Annotated in this window: 16 protein-coding genes; 15 read left to right on the top strand and 1 reads right to left on the bottom strand. The window is 64.9% G+C overall.

All coding sequences use genetic code 11. The features are described 5' to 3' along the window. The first annotated feature begins 91 nt into the window (after positions 1 to 91). From ctaD to U5A65_RS16940, 5 genes are all read left to right on the top strand, one after another. Positions 92 to 1,705 carry a cytochrome c oxidase subunit I gene (ctaD, locus tag U5A65_RS16920; RefSeq protein WP_321934358.1) on the top strand — a complete coding sequence of 538 codons (1,614 nt, stop codon included), beginning with the start codon at positions 92 to 94 and terminating at the stop codon, positions 1,703 to 1,705. A 148-nt stretch (positions 1,706 to 1,853) separates the two neighbouring features. Beyond that, on the top strand, positions 1,854 to 1,994 hold the full coding sequence (locus tag U5A65_RS16925; protein WP_208867222.1) for a cytochrome oxidase small assembly protein: 141 nt from the start codon (positions 1,854 to 1,856) through the stop codon (positions 1,992 to 1,994). Between the two features lie 40 nt (positions 1,995 to 2,034). Beyond that, positions 2,035 to 2,613, top strand: a complete 579-nt coding sequence (locus U5A65_RS16930; protein ID WP_321946840.1) for a cytochrome c oxidase assembly protein — start codon at positions 2,035 to 2,037, stop codon at positions 2,611 to 2,613. Positions 2,614 to 2,647: 34 nt separating this feature from the next. After that, entirely contained in the window at positions 2,648 to 2,875 is a 228-nt protein-coding gene (locus U5A65_RS16935; RefSeq protein WP_321907615.1) for a DUF2970 domain-containing protein, read from the top strand. Between the two features lie 102 nt (positions 2,876 to 2,977). Next, positions 2,978 to 3,835, top strand: a complete 858-nt coding sequence (locus U5A65_RS16940; RefSeq protein ID WP_321907617.1) for a cytochrome c oxidase subunit 3 — start codon at positions 2,978 to 2,980, stop codon at positions 3,833 to 3,835. A 143-nt stretch (positions 3,836 to 3,978) separates the two neighbouring features. Here U5A65_RS16940 and U5A65_RS16945 read toward each other — a convergent pair whose 3' ends face one another. Then, the gene (locus U5A65_RS16945) at positions 3,979 to 4,188 is read right to left on the bottom strand and encodes a twin transmembrane helix small protein (protein ID WP_028201826.1); all 210 of its coding nucleotides are present in this window, start codon (positions 4,186 to 4,188) and stop codon (positions 3,979 to 3,981) included. A 105-nt stretch (positions 4,189 to 4,293) separates the two neighbouring features. On the opposite strand from U5A65_RS16945, the gene U5A65_RS16950 reads away from it, so the two are divergent. The 10 genes from U5A65_RS16950 (at position 4,294) to ptsP (ending at position 15,628) form a co-directional block, all read left to right on the top strand. Further along, positions 4,294 to 5,100, top strand: coding sequence for an SURF1 family protein (locus tag U5A65_RS16950; RefSeq protein WP_321934356.1), 807 nt, complete (start codon positions 4,294 to 4,296; stop codon positions 5,098 to 5,100). A 104-nt stretch (positions 5,101 to 5,204) separates the two neighbouring features. After that, positions 5,205 to 5,861: a cytochrome C oxidase subunit I gene (locus tag U5A65_RS16955; protein WP_321907622.1), complete on the top strand. Its 657-nt coding sequence runs from the start codon at positions 5,205 to 5,207 to the stop codon at positions 5,859 to 5,861. Positions 5,862 to 5,899: 38 nt separating this feature from the next. Next, positions 5,900 to 7,009 (top strand): COX15/CtaA family protein, encoded by a 1,110-nt coding sequence (locus tag U5A65_RS16960; protein WP_321907623.1) that lies wholly within the window; start codon positions 5,900 to 5,902, stop codon positions 7,007 to 7,009. Between the two features lie 9 nt (positions 7,010 to 7,018). Further along, on the top strand, positions 7,019 to 7,924 hold the full coding sequence (gene cyoE / locus U5A65_RS16965) for a heme o synthase (RefSeq protein ID WP_321946841.1): 906 nt from the start codon (positions 7,019 to 7,021) through the stop codon (positions 7,922 to 7,924). Between the two features lie 4 nt (positions 7,925 to 7,928). After that, positions 7,929 to 8,570, top strand: a complete 642-nt coding sequence (locus tag U5A65_RS16970) for an SCO family protein (RefSeq protein WP_321946842.1) — start codon at positions 7,929 to 7,931, stop codon at positions 8,568 to 8,570. A gap of 185 nt (positions 8,571 to 8,755) precedes the next feature. Further along, positions 8,756 to 9,568 carry a MetQ/NlpA family ABC transporter substrate-binding protein gene (locus U5A65_RS16975; RefSeq protein WP_321907627.1) on the top strand — a complete coding sequence of 271 codons (813 nt, stop codon included), beginning with the start codon at positions 8,756 to 8,758 and terminating at the stop codon, positions 9,566 to 9,568. 523 nt (positions 9,569 to 10,091) lie between these two features. Further along, positions 10,092 to 10,826, top strand: coding sequence for a GntR family transcriptional regulator (locus tag U5A65_RS16980; protein ID WP_321934353.1), 735 nt, complete (start codon positions 10,092 to 10,094; stop codon positions 10,824 to 10,826). A gap of 94 nt (positions 10,827 to 10,920) precedes the next feature. Then, positions 10,921 to 12,024 (top strand): N-acetylglucosamine-6-phosphate deacetylase, encoded by a 1,104-nt coding sequence (gene nagA / locus U5A65_RS16985; RefSeq protein ID WP_321907631.1) that lies wholly within the window; start codon positions 10,921 to 10,923, stop codon positions 12,022 to 12,024. After that, positions 12,017 to 13,024, top strand: a complete 1,008-nt coding sequence (locus U5A65_RS16990) for an SIS domain-containing protein (RefSeq protein ID WP_321934512.1) — start codon at positions 12,017 to 12,019, stop codon at positions 13,022 to 13,024. Before nagA ends, U5A65_RS16990 begins: the two co-directional genes overlap by 8 nt. A gap of 12 nt (positions 13,025 to 13,036) precedes the next feature. Then, positions 13,037 to 15,628: a phosphoenolpyruvate--protein phosphotransferase gene (gene ptsP / locus U5A65_RS16995; protein ID WP_321907633.1), complete on the top strand. Its 2,592-nt coding sequence runs from the start codon at positions 13,037 to 13,039 to the stop codon at positions 15,626 to 15,628. The last annotated feature ends 42 nt before the right edge of the window (positions 15,629 to 15,670 follow it).

Genomic DNA, 15,670 nt, shown 5'->3' on the forward strand with positions numbered 1-15,670 from the left:
AGAGACGCAAGGCCATTCGCTTTCGCAATCATTTTGCAAGGGATCGCAGTCAGCGCATCGGCGTGAGGCGGCGATCGACAGGAGATAAGAAATGTCTAGCATCGGACACGATGTAGCTGGAGGGCACGGCCACGTGCACGGCGACCACGCGCACGCCACGCCCCACGGCTGGCGCCGCTGGCTGCTCGCGACGAACCATAAGGACATCGGAACGCTGTATCTGCTCTTCTCGTTCGTGATGTTCCTTTCGGGCGGCGTCATGGCGCTCGCGATTCGTGCGGAACTGTTCGAGCCGGGCATGCAGATCATGCGCCCCGAGTTCTTCAACCAGCTCACCACGATGCACGGCCTCATCATGGTGTTCGGTGCGATCATGCCGGCGTTCGTGGGCTTCGCGAACTGGATGATTCCGCTGCAGATCGGCGCCTCGGACATGGCGTTCGCGCGCATGAACAATTTCAGCTTCTGGCTGCTGCCCGCCGCCGCGTGCCTGCTGGTCGGCTCGTTCTTCTCGCCGGGCGGCGCGACCGCAGCGGGCTGGACGCTCTACGCGCCGCTCTCCACGCAGATGGGCCCGGGCATGGACTTCGCGATCTTCGCGGTGCACATCATGGGCGCCTCGTCGATCATGGGCGGCATCAACATCGTCGTGACCATCCTGAACCTGCGCGCGCCGGGCATGACGCTCATGAAGATGCCGATGTTCGTGTGGACCTGGCTCATCACCGCCTACCTGCTGATCGCCGTGATGCCGGTGCTCGCAGGCGCGATCACGATGCTGCTGTTCGACCGCCACTTCGGCACGAGCTTCTTCAATGCGGCCGGCGGCGGCGACCCGGTCATGTACCAGCACATCTTCTGGTTCTTCGGGCACCCCGAGGTCTACATCATGATCTTGCCGGCGTTCGGGATCGTCTCGCAGGTCATTCCGGCGTTCTCGCGCAAGCCGCTGTTCGGCTATAGCTCGATGGTGTACGCCACGGCGTCGATCGCGATTCTCTCGTTCATGGTCTGGGCGCACCACATGTTCGCGACCGGCATGCCGGTCACGGGCCAGCTCTTCTTCATGTACGCGACGATGTTGATCGCCGTGCCCACGGGCGTGAAGGTGTTCAACTGGGTCGCCACGATGTGGCGCGGCTCGCTCAGCTTCGAAACGCCGATGCTGTGGGCAGTGGGCTTCCTGATCGTGTTCACGTTCGGCGGCCTCTCGGGCCTGATGCTCGCCATGGCGCCGCTCGACATCCAGTATCACGGCACCTATTTCGTGGTGGCGCACTTCCATTACGTGCTGGTGGCGGGATCATTATTCGCGCTGTTCTCAGGGTGGTACTACTGGGCGCCAAAATGGACCGGCTGGATGTACAACGAAATGCGCGGCAAGATTCACTTCTGGTGCTCGCTGATCTTCTTCAACCTCGCGTTCCTGCCGATGCACTTCGTCGGCCTCGCCGGGATGCCGCGCCGCTATGCCGACTATCCGGCCCAGTTCACGGACTGGAATCAGGTGATCACGATCGGCGCCTTCGGCTTCGGCCTTTCTCAGGTGTACTTCCTGTTCGCGGTGGCGCTGCCTGCATACCGCGGCGGCGGCGAACTGGAGAAAGCCGGCGACAAGCCGTGGGACGGCGCAACGGGCCTCGAATGGACCGTGCCGAGCCCGGCGCCGTTCCACACGTTCGAGAATCCGCCGACGGTCGAGTAAGCCGTTGAGTTTGTGGCGTCCGGCTGCGCACAGCCGGATGCGAACGAAGCCCGCGGTGTTCACGCAGTCTTCGCGCAGTGTTCACCGCAGCACGCACAAGAGGCGATTCACGATGCAAGGAGAAGCCGCGGCCAGCCGCGTTGCACGTATGACCCGGGATCCACAAAAAAGACGTACGCCCGAGCAGATCCGCGCGGGCAATCTGCGGCTCGGCCTCATTCTGCTGGCCGTCGTAGTCGGCTTCTTTGTGGCTGCCGTCGTCAAGCAGGTGTATTTCCCCGGCCACTAACGCGAAGTGCGTTTGCCGGAAGATCGTTCGAGGAAGTCCGATGTCCACGCAAGCTGGAAATGATCGCGCATTCAACCGGTCGATGCTCATCAAGCTCGTCGTCGTGGCGCTGCTGATGTTTGGTTTCGGTTTTGCTCTGGTGCCGATGTATCGGGCGATTTGCCAGGTCACGGGCATCAACAACCTCGTGCAGCGCGACGCCACGGAGCGCGAGGCGCGCAACACGCAGGTGGACATGACGCGCACGATCTCGGTGGAGTTCGACGCGAACGCACGCGGGCTGCTCGGCTTCAGGCCGGAGCAAACGAGCCTCGACGTGCATCCGGGCGAAGTCATGACGGTGATGTACGACATTTCGAACAACGAAGGACGCACGATCGACGCGCAGGCCATTCCGAGCTATGCGCCGAAGCAGGCCACGGAATACTTCCGCAAGATCGAGTGTTTCTGCTTCACGCAGCAAACCTTGAAGGCGAACGAGACGAAGCGCATGCCGGTGGTGTTCGTGATCGACCCGAAGCTGCCGAAGGACGTGAAGACGATCACGCTGTCGTACACGTTTTTCGAGTTGAACAAACCGGCCGTGCCGCCGCCGCCGAAACAGTCGGCGGGAGCATGAGGCTCTGGCAACGAAGCCAGGAGGCGAAAGGCGCATGAGCGACGAACGCGGCGGCGCAGGTACAGGGCCGGCGAAGAAGAAGGGCGGCATCCTGCAGGTGATGAAGGCGGTGGCGTGGTCCTTTCTCGGCGTGCGCAAACGCGCCGACCTCGAAGACGACGCCGCGAACCTGCACCCCGTGCAGCTGATCGTCGCGGGCATCATCGGCGCGGTGCTGTTCATCGTCGTGCTGCTCTTGATCGTGCACGCGGTGGTGGGATGAGCCTGGCGCGCGCAACGTCGCGCGATGCAGTGAATAACGAGGACACACTCGGGTACAAGCAGCCGGCGACGTCCGGTGCAACTGGAAATTGGAGAAACAGGCATGAGCGGCCAAAACGATAGCCCGTACTACTTCGTACCGCACCCGTCGCGGCATCCGATCAGCGCGTCCATTGGGCTTCTGGTCATGCTCTCCTCGCTCGCATCGTGGATCAACGGCGAGTCGTGGGGACCGATTGGCGTGCTCGCCGGCCTGCTGTGGCTGCTCTTCACGCTGTGGCACTGGTTCGGCGACGCCATCGCCGAATCCGAAGGCGGCATGTACGGCAAGCGCGTCGACGTGTCGTACCGCTGGAGCATGAGCTGGTTCATCTTCTCGGAAGTGATGTTCTTCGGCGCGTTCTTCGGTGCGCTCTTCTACGCCCGTGCGATCGCCCTGCATCAACTCGGCAGCCTCGATTACAAGCTGATCTGGCCGGACTTCTCGGCCGTCTGGCCGAACACGGGTCCTGCGGCACTGGTCTCGCACTTCCGCTCGATGACGCCGTGGCCCGTGCCGACCATCAACACGGCGCTGCTGCTTTCCTCGGGCGCGACGCTCACCGTTTCGCACCACGCGCTGCGCGACAACCATCGCTCGAAGGCCATCGCGTGGCTCGCCGCGACGATCGTGCTGGGCGTGTGCTTCCTGTTCCTGCAAGCGTTCGAGTACATCCACGCGTACGGCGAACTGAACCTCACGCTCGCTTCGGGCATCTACGGTTCGACGTTCTTCCTGCTCACGGGCTTCCACGGCTTTCACGTGTTCCTGGGCGGCACGATGCTGACGGTCGTGATGATCCGGCTCATTCGCGGTCACTTCACGGCGGAACATCATTTCGCCTTTGAAGGCGCGGCATGGTACTGGCACTTCGTTGACGTGGTGTGGCTCGGCCTCTACGTCGTCGTGTACTGGCTGTGACGCGTGTTGCGCCGCGCAGGCCGCGGCGCTTGCACAGAGAAGGGATGAGAATGAAACAAGGCGCCGCCCGACCTCGTCGGCGCGGCGCCTTGTGTTTTGAGCAGTGGATTTGCGCTGCGGTGTCCGGTGACGGCCAGCTTCGCTCAGCGGCCGTAAGGAATCCCGGTGGACTGAATCCAGCCCATCCAGTGCGCGAACAGAATGAACAGAAAGAGCGAGATCGACAGACCCACGCGCGTGGCGAGCGACCAGACCATCCGCTTGGTGCGGCCCCGGTCGTGCATCATGAAGTAGAGCGCGGAGATCATGCTCGCGATGATCAGCGCGAACGCAACGGGGACGAGTATGTGCATGAAGTTCACGGAATTTGGCATGCCTGAAAACGCCTGTCTCATTATCGCACCGTGCCACACGGCGCGGGGTTCGATCACTTGTATGTTTCGCATCGGACGTGCCCAATGAAATTCAGGCTCGTCCCCGCATTGCTCATCCTGATCGTGATGGCCGTGACGATCCGGCTCGGCTTCTGGCAGCGCGATCGCGCGCATCAGAAGGAGGCGCTGCAGGCGCAAATAACGCAGTACGAATCGTCTACGCCGCAACCGGTAGGTGCCACACCGCTCGCGCTGAAGGCCATTGAGTTTCATCGCGTGCGTGCGACAGGCACATTCCTGCCCGAGCGCGTGGTGTATCTCGACAATCGTCCCTATAACGATCAGCCGGGCTTTTATGTCGTCATGCCGCTTAAACTCGAAGGCGGTGGCTACGTGCTGGTGAATCGCGGCTGGTTGCCGCGCAACATAGCAGACCGCGCCACAATCGCGCCCTATGTCACGCCGGCAGGGCCGGTCGTCGTGGAAGGCATTGCGCGCGCGGATGCCTCGCGTGCGTTCGAACTGGGTGCGGGCGGCTCTGCAGCGCATCAGAAGATACGGCAGAATCTCGGCGTCGCTTCCTACGCAGCGGAAACCGGGTTGCCGCTGCAACCGTTCGTGATCCAGCAAACCGGCTTCGTGCCGGCCTTCCAGGATGGGCTCGTGCGCGACTGGCCGGTGCCGAATACCGACGTCGAGCGCAACTACGGCTATATGCTCCAGTGGTGGGGCATGGCGCTCGCGGCCCTCGGGTTCGGTCTTTTTGCGGCTCGTAAAGCAGGGAAAGGCGCAGGCAAAGCCGCTGCGACAAAAGAGCGCACCGAAGGCGAGGTCAGGCAGGACGCCGAAGCGCCCGGAAGGCAAAACGCTGGCAGCGCGAAGGACGCCTGATGATTGGTCGGACGAATCAATTCCGTTCCGACACGATCCGGACAATGGCGCTGCACGTGCAGCACATGGACAACTGAAAGCGACAGAAGCGAGGTTCCACGAGAGTGTCGACGCAATCCCCCCGTTCCGCCCAGGTCGCACAGCCGGCCGCCACGCCCGCGCAGAAAGACGCGCACAAGGACGCAAAGCGGCGTGGCCGCTGGACGCTGCTCGCCATCGCGCTGATCTGCGGCGCGCCTATCGCAATTTCGTACTTCACGTACTACGTGATCAAACCGAAGGGCGGTACAACGAGCTATGGCGCGCTCATCGAGCCGCAGCGGCCCATTCCCGACGCGCTCATGGTGACGGGCGACGACGGTCACGAAGTGCCGCTCGCCTCGCTCAAGGGCCGCTGGCTGATGATCTCGGTGAATGGCGGCGACTGCGACGAAGCGTGCGCCACGAAGCTCTACTTCATGCGCCAGGTGCGCGCGACGCAGGGCGCGGAGCGCGAGCGCGTCGTCACGGTCTGGCTGCGCACCGACGACGCAAGCGTTCCCGCGAAAGTGAAGGGCGCCTACGCCGACACGCGCATGCTGCGCGCCGATCCGGTTGCGGTCGCTGCGTGGCTGCCCGCCACGCAAACGTCGAAAGACACCGACCACATCTATCTGGTCGATCCGAACGGCAATCTCATGATGCGATTCCCGGCGAATGCCGATCCGTCGAAAATCAAACAAGACGTCACTAAACTGCTCAAGTGGTCCCGCATCGGTTAAGGTGCGCAGCGCGAGTCTGACAGAGAAGAGTAATAGAGATGTTTATCCTGGAGCTGGGCCTGATTGGCCTGTGCATCGCGTTGCTGCCGCTCTCGTGGGTCTGGGTGAAGGCCGACGACAACAAGTTTCGCAAGCTCGTGTGGCTTACGACGTTCATGACGCTCGACCTCGTGATGTTCGGCGGCTTCACGCGCCTGACCGACTCGGGCCTTGGCTGTCCTGACTGGCCGGGCTGCTATGGCACGTCGTCGCCGTTCATTGCGCATGCGCAAATTGCCGCAGCGCATCTCGCCATGCCGAGCGGCCCCGTGAGCATGTCGAAGGCGTGGATCGAGATGATCCACCGTTATTTCGCCATGGCGATCGGGGTCCTGATCATTGCGCAGATGGCGATTGCCTGGCGCGCGCGCATCAAGCGCCTGCCGCTCCACGTGTCGCCGTGGTGGCCCACCGCGCTGCTCGGGCTGATTCTCGTGCAGGGCGTGTTCGGCGCGTGGACGGTGACGATGAAGCTGCAGCCCATCATCGTCACGACGCACCTCCTGCTTGGCCTCACGCTGCTCGGCTCGCTCGCGTGGCTTGGCGCGCGCATGACGCCGCTGCCCGCGTACGAACCCGACGCCGCGCGCTGGCGCGTGGCCGCGCTGGCGGCGCTCGTGCTGCTCGTCGCGCAGATCGCGCTGGGCGGCTGGGTGAGCACGAACTACGCGGTGCTCGCCTGCACCGACTTCCCGACCTGCAACGGCGCATGGATTCCGCCGATGGATTTCCATCACGGCTTCCATCTCTGGCGCGCGCTCGGCATGGACGGCAACGGCGACGTGATCACCCAGGACGCGCTCGTTGCGATCCACTGGACGCATCGTACGTTCGCGTTCGTCGTAATCGCTTATCTGGTATGGTTCGCCCTCAAGTTGCGACGCTATGCCTCGCTGCGACGCCCGGCAAATTGGATCATGATCGTGATCCTCATCCAATTTCTGACAGGGCTTTCTAACATCGTGCTGCAGTGGCCGCTGCCCGTGGCAGTGGCGCACAACGGTGGCGCGGCGATCCTGCTGCTTTTGGTCGTCGTGCTAAACTTTCGAATTGCTTGTAGCCGCCCCGGCCGCGCCGTTCTCCCTGCGCGCGACACCGCTGCGGTGTGACCCCGCCCTATGGAAAGTACAACCCTATCCCAGACGCCCGGTAGCCGGATTTCCCAATATCTCGCGCTCACCAAGCCGCGCGTCACGCAACTGGCCGTGTTTTGCGCCGTCATCGGCATGTTTCTCGCCGTGCCGGGCATGGTGCCCTGGAAACAGCTGATCGGCGGCACCATCGGTATCTGGCTCACGGCCGGCGCGGCCTTCGCGATCAACTGTCTGGTCGAGCAAAAGGTGGATGCGCGCATGCGTCGCACTGCCTGGCGTCCTTCGGCACGCGGTGAGATCACGAGCACGCAGATCCTGATCTTCTCGGCGGTGATCGGCGGCATCGGCATGTGGGTGCTGTACACGTTCGCCAATCCCCTGACCATGTGGCTCACGGTGGCGACCTTCATCGGCTACGCGATCATCTACACGCTGCTGCTCAAGCCGGCCACGCCGCAGAACATCGTGATCGGCGGCGCCTCGGGCGCCATGCCGCCGGCGCTCGGCTGGGCCGCTGTCACGGGCCACGTGCCCGGAGACGCCTGGATTCTCGTGCTGATCATTTTCGTGTGGACCCCGCCGCACTTCTGGGCGCTCGCGCTCTACCGCCGCAAGGACTACGAAAACGCCGGGCTGCCGATGCTGCCCAACACGCACGGCGAGAAGTACACGCGTCTGCATATCCTGCTCTACACCGTGATCCTGTTCGCGGTCACGCTGATGCCGTACATCTCCGGCATGAGCGGCGTGGTGTATCTGGCTTCGGCCGTGCTGCTCGGCGCGGTGTTCCTCGCCTACGCGTGGAAGATCTATGTCGAGTATTCCGATGCACTCGCGCGCAAGACTTTCCGCTATTCGATCGTCTACCTCTCGTTGCTGTTCATGGCGCTGCTCGTCGACCATTACGTGCATGCGCTCATCGCTGCGTAACGATATGGCCCACCGCACGCTTGCGCGCTTCGTGCGCGCCACGGTTGTTACGCTTGCCGCCGCAGGCGCACTTGGCGGCACGCTGGTTCTGGAGGGCTGCGGCCAGCAGCCTCCCTCGTTCACGAACCTCGACATTACCGGCAACACGCAGTTCGGCAAGGACTTCGCGCTGCCCGACACGAACGGCAAGACACGCACGCTCGCCGACTTCAAGGACAAGGTGGTCGTGCTGTTCTTCGGCTACACGCACTGTCCGGACGTTTGCCCGACCACCATGGCCGAGCTCTCGCAGGCGCTCCAGCAACTGGGGCCCGATGCGGCGAAGCGCGTGCAGGTGCTGTTCGTCACCGTCGATCCCAATCGCGACACCGCGCAGATCCTGGGCCAGTACGCGGCTGCGTTCAACCCGACCTTCATCGGGCTGCGCCCGGCGAGCGAGGACCAGCTCAAGCAGGTGGCGAAGGACTTCCGCGTGTACTACGCGAAAGTGCCCGGCAACACGCCTGACAGCTACACGATGGACCATACGGCCGCGAGCTACGTGTTCGACACGACCGGCAAACTGCGCCTCTTCGCGCGCGACGGGCAGGGCGTCACGCCCTGGCTGCACGATCTGAAGATCCTCCTCGGCTCGAATCCCGACTAAGGGATACCTTGCGCGTTCGCCGCGAAAGGGCGAACGCGCGCCTCAGAGTCGCGCTGGCATACCAGTATGCGAATTCATTATTTCCAGCAACCGGCGCCATATGAGACGATTTATATCGTCCGGCAGACGGCGCATAACGCCGCGTGACCGGAGCAACAACAAAACCACGCAGGAACATCACCTCCATGCAGCGCAGAAATCTGATTAAAGCACTCCTCGCCGGCGTCGCCGCCACCACTCTCGCAGTCAGCTTCGGCGCCCACGCCGACGACCAGGTTATCCGGGTCGGCACCGTTTCGGGTCCGGACGCACAGGTCTGGGCCGTCGTCCAGAAGGTTGCCAAGCGCGAAGGTCTGAACGTCAAGGTCATCGAATTCAACGACTATGTGCAGCCAAACGCCGCGCTCGACGCCGGCGACCTCGACGCCAACAGCTTCCAGACCGGCCCGTACCTCGACAGCCAGATCAAGCAGCGCGGCTACAAGCTCGCGAACGCGGGCCTCACGTACATTTCGCCGATCGGCGTGTACTCGAAGAAGCTCAAGTCGCTGAACGATCTGCCGCAAGGCGCGAAGGTCGCCGTGCCGAATGACCCGTCGAACGAAAACCGCGCGCTGCTGCTTCTGCAGAACAAGGGCTTGATCAAGCTGCGCGCTGGCGCGGGCACGAACGGCAACAACGCCACGCCGCTCGACGTCGCAGAGAACCCGAAGAAGATCAAGCTCGTCGAACTGGACGCCGCGCAACTGCCGCGCGCGCTCGGCGACGTGGACGCCGCTGTGATCAACACGAACTATGCGCTGGCCGCCGGCCTGCAGCCGACCAAGGATGCCATCGCCATCGAGGACATCCACAGCCCGTACGCGAACCTGATCGCCGTTCGCACCCAGGACAAGGACAAGCCGTGGGTGAAGAAACTGGTTGCCGCCTACCAGTCGGAAGACGTGCGCCAGTTCATCAAGAACGAGTTCAAGGGCTCGATGGTTCCGTCGTTCTAAGGCACATTCGAGAAGCGGCTGCCTGCGTCGCACCGACGCGGGAGCCCAGCAGGACCCGAACGCCGTGGCGAAAGTCACGGCGTTTTTTATTGCGCGTGCCGTATCGGGATTGTTTGAAATTGAGGATCGCACCGCGCGGGTTTGATGTGACTCAATTGAGACGCTAGGGAATCGCTCGAGTGCGCGCTATCTTTCCTGCCGAAGTCACACGCTGGTCCTACGGCGGTACTACGGTGGGCTATGTCAGATAACGTGTTGATGCCACTTTGGTCCCATTGCGGAGCCCACGGTTGCTTTCCAGGGTAAATCCCGATGCTTGGCTATCACCGGCTGGAGCCTTATGCGTTCGTGCAACACATTGATTTAAAATGATATTTTTCGATGCATTGCGACGGCCTTGCATCTGTTGACTGGTCTTATTGTGGTTATATAATGGGCTCGCTTTCGCACCGGACCAATCGGCATTGCCACGTAACATGCCCGTCCGGCCCCCCACGATCGTCCAACCGCTGGCGCCAAGTCCATGGAAACCCGTTGGTCTGCCCTGATGCCCGATGCGCGCAATGTGACGCCGCTCTATCTGCAGCTGGCGCGCAACCTTGCTACGGCTATTCACTGCGGCGTGTGGTCTGCCGGCGAGGCTTTGCCCTCGGAGCGCACGCTGTCGGACGCCATCGGCGTGTCGCGCATCACCGCGCGCAAGGCGATCGAGCTGCTCGTGGAGCAGGGACTGATCCGGCGCGCACGCGGCGCGGGCAGCTTCATCACGCCGCGCGTGGAAGATCCGCTTTCGCGCCTCACGGGCTTCACGAAGAAAATGGAGCAGCGTGGCTTCACGCCCGACTCGGTGTGGCTCGCGCGCGAGGTACGGCCCGCGCACCGCGAGGAGATCGTGCAGCTCGGCCTTTCGCCGGGCGCCTCGGTCACGAGCCTGCGCCGACTGCGCCGCGCCGACGGCACCGTGATGGCCGTCGAGCATTCGGCGCTGCCCGTCTCGATCGTGCCGGACCCGGAAGCAATCGAGGGCTCGCTGTATTCGTACCTGGAGCAGCGCCGCGTGCCCGTGGTGCGCGCCCTGCAACACTTTCGCGCGGTCAACGCGACGGGCGAGATCGCCACGCTGATGGGCGTCGAGCCGCGCGCGGCGCTGCTCGTCATCACACGCGTGGGCTTTTCCGCCGATCAGCGCGCCATCGAGCTGACCGACACTTATTGCCGCGACGGCTATTACGACTTCGTTGCGGAGTTGCGCCAATGAGCGCCCCGCGGGAACGGAACGCCGCCGCACACTCTCTCATGCACGTCACCGAAACGTCCTACCGCGCTTTGATGCGCCTCATCGGAAAACTCTCATGCTGAGCGGAAACATACTCACCCCTGAAGGCTGGATCCACGGCACGCTGTCGTTCGAGAACGGACGCATCACCGCGATCACGGGCGAGGCCACCGATCCGGCGAAGAACGACGAGCCCTATATCCTGCCAGGCTTCATCGACCTGCACGTGCACGGCGGCGGCGGCGCCGACGTCATGGAAGCCGGCGACGCGATCGAAACCATCGCGCGCACGCACGCCCGCTACGGCACCACGAGCCTGCTCGCCACCACCATGACAGCGCCGCGCGACGAACTGATGAATGTGGTCGCGGGCCTCGGCAACGTCACGCGCAACCGCACGGCGGGCGGCGCGCGCGTGCTGGGCGTACACCTCGAAGGCCCGTACATCAACCCCGGCAAGCTCGGCGCGCAGCCCGACGCCGCCGTTTCGGCCGTGCTCGACGAAGTACTCAAGTACCTCTCGATCGCGCCGATTCGCGTCGTGACGGTGGCGCCCGAGATCGCGGGCCATATCGAGATCATCGGCGAGATGGCGGCGCGCGGCGTGCGCGTGCAGATCGGCCACTCGCTCGCGACCTACGACGACGCCGTGGCCGCGCTCAAGCACGGCGCCTGCGGCTTCACGCACCTCTTCAACGCGATGTCGCCGCTGCATCATCGCAATCCGGGCGTGGTCGGCGCGGCGCTTGCGCACGCCGAGTACGCGGAGATCATTCCCGATTTGCTGCACGTGCATCCCGGTGCGATCCGCGCCGCGCTGCGCGCCATTCCGCGCCTTTATGTGGTGACCGACAGCACCTCGGCCACCGGCATGCCCGACGGCGAATACCGCCTCGGCAGCCAGCACGTGACGAAATGCCTCGGCGGCGTGCGTCTTGCAGACGGCACGCTCGCGGGCAGCACCCTCACCATGGACCAGGCGCTGCGCAACCTCGTCTCGATCGGCCTGCCGATCGCGGACGTGTCCGCGCGCCTGTCGCGCTATGCCGCCGACTACCTCGGCATCGAAGACCGTGGCCGCCTCGTGCGCGGCGCATGGGGCGATGTCAACGTGTTCGATCGCGAGCTGGCGCTCACCGCGACCTACGTCGAAGGAGAATCGATTGTCGAATATGCTTAAAGAAGCGCTGGCCTCGGCCGGCGTCGTCGCCGCGCAGCTCGCGGACACTTCGCGCGTCGAAGCGCTCGCCCGCGCGCTCGAGGCCGAGCCGCGCCACGTTGCGCTCACCGTCGCGCGCGGCAGCTCGGACCACGCGGCGAGCTACTTCGCCGCACTCACCATGAGCCGCATCGGCGTGCCGGTGGCCACGCTGCCGATGTCGATCGCCACGCTCCAGCAGGCGCCCTTACGTGTGCGCGGCCAGTTTGCCCTCGCTTTCTCCCAATCGGGTAGGAGTCCTGACCTCGTCGCGACGATCAAGGCGCTGCGCGAAGCCGGTGCGCTGACGGCGGCAATGGTCAACGTCGCGGGCTCGCCGCTCGCCGAGGCCGCCGGCACGGAACTGCCGCTGCTCGCCGGCCCCGAACTGAGCGTGGCGGCCACCAAGAGTTATATCGCGATGCTCGCGATGTCGGCGCAGCTCGTCGGCTTCTGGCAGCGCGACGCCGCGTTCCTCGACGCCGTTCGCGCGCTCCCCGACGCGCTCGGTCGCGCGGGCACGCTCGACTGGTCGAAGGCCGTGGAAGAGTTGCGCGACGTCAAACAGATGATTGTTATCGGCCGTGGTCCGGGTCTCGCGATTGCGCAGGAAGCGGCGCTCAAGCTCAAGGAAACGTCGGGCATTCAGGCCGAGGCGTTTTCGAGCGCCGAAGTGCGGCACGGCCCGATGGAGTTGATCGACCGCGATTACCCGCTGCTCGTGTTCGCACCGCGCGGGCCGGAGCAGGCGGGCCTGATCGAGTTTGCCCGCGACATGGAAAAGCGCGGTGCGCGCGTGCTGCTCGCGGCGCCCGCCGACGTACACGGCGCAGCGTTGCCGCTCGAAACGGCTGCCGATGCGGCGCTCGATCCCATCGCGGCCATTCTGTCGTTCTACGTAATGGCGGCGGGCCTGGCGGCCGCGCGCGGGCGCAATCCCGACGAGCCGCGTTACCTGAACAAAGTCACCGAAACCCACTAGATTGGAAAGCGAATGGAACGCATCGAGGAGTCTCGCCTGATGGATCCGCATACTCGCGTCGAGGGGCACATCGTCCTGGTTTCGCCGCTCACCGGGCCGGTCGTGCCGCTCGCGTCGGTGCCCGACCCGGTGTTCTCGGAAGGCTTGTTCGGCGACGGCATTGGCGTCGACCCGCTCATCGGCCGTGTGGTCGCGCCGTGCGACGGCATCGTCGCGCATCTCGCGCGAACCGGCCACGCGGTGACGCTGCAAACGGCCGAAGGCGCACAGGTGCTCGTGCACGTCGGCATCGACACCGTCGAGCTGAACGGCAAGGGTTTCACGACAAAAGTCGCGCAGGGCGCGCAGGTGCGCCGCGGCGACACGTTGATCGAGTTCGATCTCGACGTGGTGGCGTGCAATGCCCCGAGCCTCGTCTCGGTGGTCGCGATCGCCAATTCGGATGCATTCGAAGTAGTCGAGCGCGCGGGCGCGGGCCACGTCGAAGCGGGCAAGTCCGCGCTGCTCGTGCTGCGCGTGCGTGACGGCGCAGAGATCAACACGGCCCACGAACTGGTTGCGAACGAAGTGCGCCGCAGCGTGACGCTCACGCATGCGGGCGGCCTTCATGCGCGACCGGCGGCACGGGCGCGCGAAGCGGTGCGCGGCATCGACGCGCGCGTCGAGGTCCGCTTTGGCGAACGCAAGTCCGCCATCGAAAGCGTCGTGGGCTTGCTGGGCCTCGGTGCGGGCGAGGGCGCGACCATTGAACTCGTCGGCATCGGCCGGGAGGCGCAGCGCGCCGTGGACGCCGTGGCAAACGAGCTCCTGCGCGAAGCGCCCGGTGAGGGCGGCGAAGCGCCGGCGCGGCAGCAGTCGCCCGCGCCCGTGATGCAGGAAACCGCCGCCGCGGCATCCACCGCCGAGCCGGGCGTGCTCGCGGGCGTGTGCGCGGCGCCGGGCGTCGCGGTGGGCAAGCTGGTGCGCTGGGACGAAGCCGAACTCACGCCGCCCGAACTCGCGAGCGGCTCATCGGCCGCGGAGAGCCGTCTGCTCGACCAGGCGATCGCCGCTGTGGACGCCGAACTGAACCAGAGCGTGCGCACGGCTTCGCAGCGTGGCGCGATTGGCGAGGCGGGCATTTTCACGATGCACCGCGTGCTGCTCGAAGACCCGACGCTCGTCGACGCCGCGCGCGACGCGATCAGCCTCGGCAAGAGCGCGGGCTACGCGTGGCGCGAAGCGATTCGCGCGCAAATCGTGGTGCTCGGCCAGGTGGACGATCCGCTGCTCGCGGAGCGTGCCGCCGATCTGCGCGACCTCGAAAAGCGCGTGCTGCGCGCGCTCGGTCTCTCGAACACGGCGGCGCGCGCGCTGCCCGAAGAGGCCGTGCTCGCCGCCGACGAATTCACGCCTTCCGATCTCGCAACGCTGGACCGCAAGCGCGTGATGGCGCTCGTGATGGCGCGCGGCGGCGCGACCTCGCACGCGGCGATCATCGCGCGCCAGGCCGGTATTCCTGCGATCGTCGCGCTCGGCGACGCGCTTCACTCGGTGCCCGAAGGCACCGAAGTCGTCATCGATGCGCTCGCAGGCCGCTTTGCGTACACGCCGAGTGCGCTCGACATCGAGCGTGCGCGCAGCGAGAAGCAGCGCCAGGCCGGTGTGCGTGAAGCGAACCGCCGTACGTCGCACGAGGCCGCCGCCACCCGCGACGGCCACGCGGTGGAAGTCGCCGCGAACATCGCGACGCTGGAAGATGCCAACACGGCGGTGGAAAACGGTGCGGACGCCGTAGGCCTGCTGCGCACGGAACTGCTGTTCATCCATCGCCAGGCTGCGCCGACGGTGGAGGAGCATCTTCAGAGCTACCAGGCCATCACGGACGCACTCGCGGGCCGCACGGCGATCATCCGTACGCTCGACGTGGGCGCCGACAAGGAAGTCGACTATCTGACGCTGCCGCCCGAGCCGAACCCGGCGCTGGGTCTGCGCGGCATTCGCCTTGCGCAGGTGCGGCCCGATCTGCTGGACGACCAGCTGCGCGGCCTCCTTGCCGTGAAGCCGGTTGGCAAGGTGCGCATCCTGTTGCCGATGGTGACCGACGTGGGCGAGCTTGTACGCCTGCGCGAACGTATCGATACGTTCGCACGCGAAGCGGGCCGCACCGAGCCAATCGAAGTGGGCGTGATGATCGAGGTGCCCTCGGCTGCACTGCTCGCGGATCAGCTTGCGCGCCATGCGGATTTCCTCTCGATCGGCACCAACGATCTCACGCAGTACACGCTCGCGATGGACCGCTGCCAGCCCGATCTCGCGGCGCAGGCCGACGGGCTGCATCCGGCCGTGCTGCGTCTCGTGGCAGCGGCGGTCGAGGGCGCGAACAAGCACGGCAAGTGGGTGGGCGTATGCGGTGCGCTGGCGGGCGATCCGCTCGCGGTGCCGCTGCTCATCGGCCTCGGTGTGACGGAACTCTCCGTCGATCCGGTTTCCGTGCCCTCGATCAAGGCGCGCGTGCGCAAGCTCGACTACAACGATTGTCGCGAGCGCGCTAAAAATGCGCTCGCGCTCGAATCGGCGCAAGCCGTGCGTGCGGCAAGCCGCGAAATCTGGCCACTCGATTGATGGTTTCTGTTTCACCCACCCTAAGCAATCCTTAAAAACACG

The sequence above is a fragment of the Paraburkholderia sp. J10-1 genome, assembly GCF_905220165.1.
Taxonomy (GTDB): Bacteria; Pseudomonadota; Gammaproteobacteria; order Burkholderiales; family Burkholderiaceae; genus Paraburkholderia.

Coding starts and splice junctions, on each gene's coding strand:
- ctaD (WP_321934358.1), top strand. CDS start 92: ATGTCTAGCATCGGACACGATGTAGCTGGAGGGCACGGCCACGTGCAC.
- U5A65_RS16925 (WP_208867222.1), top strand. CDS start 1,854: ATGACCCGGGATCCACAAAAAAGACGTACGCCCGAGCAGATCCGCGCG.
- U5A65_RS16930 (WP_321946840.1), top strand. CDS start 2,035: ATGTCCACGCAAGCTGGAAATGATCGCGCATTCAACCGGTCGATGCTC.
- U5A65_RS16935 (WP_321907615.1), top strand. CDS start 2,648: ATGAGCGACGAACGCGGCGGCGCAGGTACAGGGCCGGCGAAGAAGAAG.
- U5A65_RS16940 (WP_321907617.1), top strand. CDS start 2,978: ATGAGCGGCCAAAACGATAGCCCGTACTACTTCGTACCGCACCCGTCG.
- U5A65_RS16945 (WP_028201826.1), bottom strand. CDS start 4,188: ATGCACATACTCGTCCCCGTTGCGTTCGCGCTGATCATCGCGAGCATG.
- U5A65_RS16950 (WP_321934356.1), top strand. CDS start 4,294: ATGAAATTCAGGCTCGTCCCCGCATTGCTCATCCTGATCGTGATGGCC.
- U5A65_RS16960 (WP_321907623.1), top strand. CDS start 5,900: ATGTTTATCCTGGAGCTGGGCCTGATTGGCCTGTGCATCGCGTTGCTG.
- cyoE (WP_321946841.1), top strand. CDS start 7,019: ATGGAAAGTACAACCCTATCCCAGACGCCCGGTAGCCGGATTTCCCAA.
- U5A65_RS16970 (WP_321946842.1), top strand. CDS start 7,929: ATGGCCCACCGCACGCTTGCGCGCTTCGTGCGCGCCACGGTTGTTACG.
- U5A65_RS16975 (WP_321907627.1), top strand. CDS start 8,756: ATGCAGCGCAGAAATCTGATTAAAGCACTCCTCGCCGGCGTCGCCGCC.
- U5A65_RS16980 (WP_321934353.1), top strand. CDS start 10,092: ATGGAAACCCGTTGGTCTGCCCTGATGCCCGATGCGCGCAATGTGACG.
- nagA (WP_321907631.1), top strand. CDS start 10,921: ATGCTGAGCGGAAACATACTCACCCCTGAAGGCTGGATCCACGGCACG.
- U5A65_RS16990 (WP_321934512.1), top strand. CDS start 12,017: ATGCTTAAAGAAGCGCTGGCCTCGGCCGGCGTCGTCGCCGCGCAGCTC.
- ptsP (WP_321907633.1), top strand. CDS start 13,037: ATGGAACGCATCGAGGAGTCTCGCCTGATGGATCCGCATACTCGCGTC.